Here is a 5441-nt window from a genome sequence, read left to right as displayed (position 1 = left end):
GACGACGGCGGCCACCGGCAGCGCCGGCGCCAGGAGCCCGTCGGTCCCGCCGTGACCGGTATGGCTGCCGGTCACGTTCCGGTCCGGCTTCCGGCGGCCGGTGCGGCAATTTCGATGACGCCGCCGGAGCGCTGCAGCAGCCAGCCGCCGACGGCCAGCAGCGCGCCGAAAACCAGGAAGAGGATGTCGGCCAGGGTCTGGAACGGGCCGCCGATCACATGGTGGATCGCCAGCAGATGGTGGTCGATGAGGCCCTCGACCAGATTGAACAGCCCCCATCCGGTGAGGATCCAGCCCCACAGCACGCGCGACGCCCAGACCCGGCCGCGCGAATGGGTGACCCGCGAATACAGCACGCCGAGGCCGGCCAGGACGGCCAGCCAGGTGAGCACGTGGAAGAAGCCGTCCCACAGGGTGTTCATTTCCAGCCCGTGGACGGTATTGGCAGGATAGGAGCCGATGTCGATGTTGGCGGTATCGGCACTGGTGAGCATGTGGTGCCACTGCAGGATCTGGTGCAGCAGGATCCCGTCGACGAAGCCGCCCAGCCCGACGCCGAGGAGGACCCCGGGCAGCCTGATGCCTCTCCGCTTTCCGGCCGGCCCGGCCTCCGGTCTTCCGGTCATCTGGTCCTCCGCTCCCCTCCCGCAGCATCCGGGCCCCGGGCCGCCGTCCAGGCGAGCAGCCAGGCCAGTTCCACCGCGGCATCCAGCAGGTAGACCCGGCCGATCCGCCCGGTCAGGCCGTAGGCCAGGTCGATGGCGGCGAAGGTCGCGGCGGTGCCGGCCCCGATGCGCCGGGCGGCGGCCAGTCCTTCCGCGGACGGGCCGGCCCGCAACTGGGCGTAGCCTGCCGCGGCGCCGAGCCCGCCCACGCATTTGACCAGCCACTCGTCGGCCTTGGGCCCGGTGACCGCCTCGAAACTGCGGTAGTGGAGCACCGGCCACAGGCCGGTCACCAGGTTGAACAGCCCGTGCGCAGCCGCCAGCCTCGACCGCCGGGCGGTTCCTGTTGCTGCCGCCGTGTCCGCCACCAGCCTGCACCTTCCTCCGCCGTGCCGCACTTCCGTTAAGGCTAGGCAGCGCCGGCGGGGGTGTCGAGGGGGCCCGAGGTGCGGCAGCAGCGGCCGGGTTGTCCGGGGCTTCCCCAATCCCGGCCCGTCGTCAATAATCGGACCGTTGACGTTGCCGACCAGGAGGCCAGACATGACCACCCAGCTCAACCCGTACATCGGATTCCGCGACAACGCCAGGCAGGCCATGGAGTTCTACCAGTCCGTCTTCGGCGGCGAACTGACCAGCAGCACCTTCGGAGAGTTCCATGCCAGCGAAGACCCCGCCGAGCAGGACAAGATCATGCACGCGATGCTGACTGCCCCTAACGGGATGGTGCTCATGGCCTCCGACACCCCGGCGGGCATGGACTACACCCCCGGCGGCAGCATCTCCATCTCGCTCAGCGGCGACGACGACGCCGAACTGCGCGGCTACTGGGACAAGCTCTCCGACGGCGGCACCGTCACCATGCCGCTGGAGAAGGCACCGTGGGGCGACACCTTCGGCATGTGCACGGACAGGTTCGGCATCAACTGGCTGGTGAACATCGCCGGCGCCCAGGCACGCTGAAGGCCTCGAAGGGCAGCTACCCCCAGGCCGACGTCGTACTCCTATCAGTGGTACCGCGACGGCAGCCGGTTCAAGGGAGCCACCAGGTCCACGTACAAGCTGAGGACGGCCGGCGGGCAATCCTCCATCCCGGTGATCGTCAGGGCCAAGCGGAGCGCCTATGCGACCACGTCCGGGAGCAGCCGTTCGGCCTGCATTCCGTTCGACCATGACTACCACTACCCGGAGGACGACGATGACGATTACGGCGCGTCCTCCGGGGGCGGCTATTCCGGTTGCACCGGGCCTCGCTGCTACGCTCCCGGCGGCAGGAGCCGGACCCCGTGCCGACCGGACCGGCATAGCGCCCGGCCGGCCGGCTCCATAACGACGACGGCGGTGGCGGTGCCCGCCCCCTTCCCGGGGCGGGCACCGCCGGCAAACATCAATGTGCCGCGGACGCGGGCTGCTCCTGGAAGGCTGGCACGACATGCTCGATGAAGAGCTCGAGGGAGCGTTTCTTCTCCTCATGGGTCAAACTGTTGTCGGACCAGAGGCTGAACTCGGTTACGCCGAGCGCTTCGTAGTGGCGCAGGCGCTCGATAATTTCATCGGGCGTTCCGATCATCGCTGTTTTGTGGAGCGACTCCGGCGTGAACTCGGGCCGCTCGGCAAACTTCTCGGCAGGGCTGGGCTCGAGGAAGCCGTTCTTCGGAGTGGTCTTGTTTCCAAACCAGGCATCAAACGTCCTGTAGAACTTTTGGACGCCCTCGGCCGGGCGGCGCCATCCCTCGGGCTCGTCTGCGGGGTGGACGTGCGTGTGGCGGAGCACCATGAGGTCCGGGCGCGGGATGCCGGGGTTGTTCGCGACAGCCGTATCGAATTTGCGCGCGAGGTCCTCGACCTCCTCGTCCCCCTTCATAAGCGGCGTCACCATCACGTTGCAGCCGTTAGCGACTGCAAACTCATGCGATGAGATGTCGCGGGCGGCGATCCACATGGGCGGTGTCGGCCTTTGAATGGGCTTAGGGACGCTGGTCGAGGTTGGGAATTGCCAGACTTCGCCGTCGTGTGCATAGTCGCCTTCCCAGAGCGCGCGCACGGCCGGCACCAGCTCGCGCAGGTGCTTGCCGCCGTCGACCGCGGACATGCCGCCCATGAGGCGGTCGAACTCGAACTGGTAGGCGCCCCGCGCCAGTCCCACTTCCATCCGGCCGTTGCTGATGACGTCCAGGAGCGCTGTCTCGCCGGCCACCCGGATCGGGTTCCAGAAGGGTGCGATGATCGTGCCGGCCCCCAGGCGGATGTTCGACGTGCGTGCTGCCAGGTAGGCGAGCTGGGGCATGGGGCTGGGAGAGATGGTGTACTCCATCGAGTGGTGCTCACCGATCCAGACGGTGCTGAAGCCTCCTGCCTCCGCGATGAGCGCGAGTTCCGTCAGGTTCTCGAAGCATTCGCGATGTGAGACGCTCTCGTCCCAGCGCTCCATGTGGACGAAGAGGGAAAAGCGCATTGGTGGTGACTCCTTCATTCTGCGGCGGTTTTGGCCGACGGGTCGCGGGTGGGTACGGCTGCCGGTGCGGCGGCGCGCTCGGCGATGGTCTGGTCCGCCTTGGACCAGTGGGTGGGCGGCACTTCCCGGATGATCACCGTGGTGTTCTCCGGCAGCGCCCCCACCGATTCCTCGGCGGCCCGGTGCAGCGCCGAGACCAGGGCCCGCAGCTGCTCCGGCGTGCGGCCTTCGGCGATCGAGACATCGATCAGCGGCATGTGCTTCCCCTATCCGCGCATCACGAAGGGGTCCGCCACCGGGCCCTCGTCGGTGTTGATCCACACGCTCTTCAGCCGGGTGTACTCGTGCATCGATTCCAGCCCGTGCTCGATGCCCACGCCGCTGCTCTTAAAGCCCTGCCGCGGGGACATCGGGGACATCGCCCGGTAGGTGTTCACCCACACGGTCCCGGCCTCGAGCCGGCGCGCCATCCGGTGCGCCCGGGCCAGGTTCTGCGTCCAGACGCCGGCGGCCAGGCCGTAGCTGGTGTCGTTGGCCAGGCGCAGCACTTCCTCTTCGGTCTCGAACGGCATGACGGCGGCCACCGGGCCGAAGATTTCCTCGCGCACCACGCGCATGGAATTGTCGACGCCGGTGAGCACCGTGGGCGCGTAGAAGTAGCCGGGCAGGTCGATGTCCGGCCGGCCGCCGCCGGTGAGCACCGTGGCGCCTTCGGAGACGCCGAGCTCCACGTAGGAGCCGACCTTCTCCTGCTGGGCGGCGAAGGCCAGCGGGCCGAGCTCGGTGGCATCCTGGCGGGGGTCGCCGATGACGATGCTGCGGGCCCGGGCCGCGACCTTCTCCAGCAGCTCGTCGTAGACGGCGCGGTGGGCGAAGACCCGGCTGCCGGCGATGCAGGTCTGCCCGGCGGCGGCGAAGATGCCGGCCACCACGCCCATCGCGGCGTTGGAGACGTCCGCGTCCTCGAAGACGATGTTCGGGCTCTTGCCGCCCAGCTCCAGCGTGCAGCCGATGAAGCGCGAGGCGGCGGAGGCGGCGATCGCCGAGCCGGTGGCGGTGGAGCCGGTGAAGGAGATCTTCGCGAGGTCCGGGTGGTCCACCAGCGCCGCGCCGGCCTCGGCGCCGAAGCCGGTGACCACGTTGACCACGCCGTCGGGGAAGCCGGCCTCGGCAGCGAGCCCGGCCAGGCGCAGGACGGTGCGCGAGGTGTATTCGGAGGGCTTGATCACCAGTGTGTTGCCGGCGGCCAACGCCGGAGCCAGCTTGGAGACGGTCAGGGTCAGCGGCGAATTCCACGGGGTGATTGCCCCGACCACGCCCAGCGGTTCGCGCTGGGTATAGTTCAGGATCGCCGGGTTCAGGGCGGGGATCTGGCTGCCCTGGACCTTGTCGGCCAGGCCTGCGTAGTAATAGAGGTATTCCGGCAGGGTGGCCAGCTGGCCGCGCATCTCGCGCAGCAGCTTGCCGTTGTCCTCGGTTTCGGCCCGGGCCAGTTCCTCCGCGTGCTCGCCGACCAGGTCGCCGAGCTTCCGGAGCAGGTGCCCGCGCCGGGTGGCACTCAGGTCCCGCCAGCGCGGATCCTCGAACGCGGTGCGCGCGGCGGCCACCGCGGCGTCGACGTCGGGCCGGGTGCCGCGGGCGGCGGCGTAGAGGACCTCCAGGGTGGCTGGATTGGTGCTTTCGAAATAGGCACCCCCGGCCGGAGGCACCCAGGCCCCGCCGATGAAGTGCTCGTAGTGGTCAGTCATGGCAGTTTCGGCTCGCTTCGTCGATGAATTCGGTAATGATGGCCGCCAGTTCCGCCGGCCGCTCCACCGGGAGCATGTGGCGGGCGTCCGGGACGACGGCGGTGCGCGCGCCCGGGACCGCGGCGCCCAGGCGCCGGGTCATCTCCGGCGTCGAGCCCGGGTCCAGTTCCCCGGTCACGGCCAGGGACGGGACGCCGATGGCGCCCAGCTCCGGGCCGATCTCGGCGTCGCCGGTGGCGAACACGCGGTAGGCATGCAGGTAGGACGGCACGTTGTTGGCCAGCAGCACGGACCGGGTGCGGGCCACCTCCTCGTCCGGGACGCTGCTGCCGGCCGGATACCAGCGGGTGATCGAGGCCTCGACGCTGGCGGGGAAGTCCTCGGCCGCCGCGGCCAGGCGGGCAGCGACGGCTGCGGCCTCGTCCGGGGTGCGCCGGCAGACGGAGCTGACGCTGGTCAGGCTGGCCACCAGCTCCGGACGGAACCGGGCCAGGTGCTGGGCGATGAGCGCCCCGAGGGAGAACCCGACCAGGTGGACGCGCCCGGGGAGCCGGGCGGCGACGTCGTCGGCCAGCC

The 5441-nt window shown here is 69.6% G+C and carries 7 protein-coding genes; 1 reads left to right on the top strand and 6 read right to left on the bottom strand.

Annotated elements, in window-relative coordinates; genetic code table 11:
• Positions 1–71: 71 nt before the first annotated feature.
• Together ACFQ36_RS20370 and ACFQ36_RS20365 are read right to left on the bottom strand one after the other, a co-directional pair.
• Positions 72–626 (bottom strand): DUF2243 domain-containing protein, encoded by a 555-nt coding sequence (locus tag ACFQ36_RS20370; protein WP_377016986.1) that lies wholly within the window; start codon positions 624–626, stop codon positions 72–74.
• On the bottom strand, positions 623–1033 hold the full coding sequence (locus ACFQ36_RS20365) for a hypothetical protein (protein ID WP_377016984.1): 411 nt from the start codon (positions 1031–1033) through the stop codon (positions 623–625). Before ACFQ36_RS20365 ends, ACFQ36_RS20370 begins: the two co-directional genes overlap by 4 nt.
• 172 nt (positions 1034–1205) lie before the next feature.
• Between ACFQ36_RS20365 and ACFQ36_RS20360 the strand changes: the two genes are divergently transcribed.
• On the top strand, positions 1206–1625 hold the full coding sequence (locus ACFQ36_RS20360; protein WP_377016982.1) for a VOC family protein: 420 nt from the start codon (positions 1206–1208) through the stop codon (positions 1623–1625).
• A gap of 424 nt (positions 1626–2049) precedes the next feature.
• Here the strand turns inward: ACFQ36_RS20360 and ACFQ36_RS20355 are convergent, their stop codons facing one another.
• The 4 genes from ACFQ36_RS20355 to ACFQ36_RS20340 form a co-directional block, all read right to left on the bottom strand.
• The gene (locus ACFQ36_RS20355; protein WP_377016980.1) at positions 2050–3117 is read right to left on the bottom strand and encodes an LLM class flavin-dependent oxidoreductase; all 1068 of its coding nucleotides are present in this window, start codon (positions 3115–3117) and stop codon (positions 2050–2052) included.
• 14 nt (positions 3118–3131) lie between these two features.
• Entirely contained in the window at positions 3132–3374 is a 243-nt protein-coding gene (locus ACFQ36_RS20350; RefSeq protein ID WP_377016978.1) for a 4-oxalocrotonate tautomerase family protein, read from the bottom strand.
• Between the two features lie 9 nt (positions 3375–3383).
• Positions 3384–4865 carry an aldehyde dehydrogenase gene (locus ACFQ36_RS20345; RefSeq protein ID WP_377016976.1) on the bottom strand — a complete coding sequence of 494 codons (1482 nt, stop codon included), beginning with the start codon at positions 4863–4865 and terminating at the stop codon, positions 3384–3386.
• A partial coding sequence (locus tag ACFQ36_RS20340) for an alpha/beta fold hydrolase (protein ID WP_377016974.1) occupies positions 4858–5441 on the bottom strand: 584 nt, incomplete at its 5' end. The genes ACFQ36_RS20340 and ACFQ36_RS20345, both read right to left, overlap by 8 nt.

It is taken from the genome of Arthrobacter sp. GCM10027362 (genome assembly GCF_042679445.1).
In the GTDB taxonomy this organism is placed as follows: domain Bacteria; phylum Actinomycetota; class Actinomycetes; order Actinomycetales; family Micrococcaceae; genus Crystallibacter.
Note: the sequence above shows the minus strand (reverse complement) of the source record. Positions and strands in the feature narration are given on the sequence as shown.

Coding starts and splice junctions, on each gene's coding strand:
- ACFQ36_RS20345 (WP_377016976.1), bottom strand. CDS start 4,865: ATGACTGACCACTACGAGCACTTCATCGGCGGGGCCTGGGTGCCTCCG.
- ACFQ36_RS20360 (WP_377016982.1), top strand. CDS start 1,206: ATGACCACCCAGCTCAACCCGTACATCGGATTCCGCGACAACGCCAGG.
- ACFQ36_RS20350 (WP_377016978.1), bottom strand. CDS start 3,374: ATGCCGCTGATCGATGTCTCGATCGCCGAAGGCCGCACGCCGGAGCAG.
- ACFQ36_RS20370 (WP_377016986.1), bottom strand. CDS start 626: ATGACCGGAAGACCGGAGGCCGGGCCGGCCGGAAAGCGGAGAGGCATC.
- ACFQ36_RS20355 (WP_377016980.1), bottom strand. CDS start 3,117: ATGCGCTTTTCCCTCTTCGTCCACATGGAGCGCTGGGACGAGAGCGTC.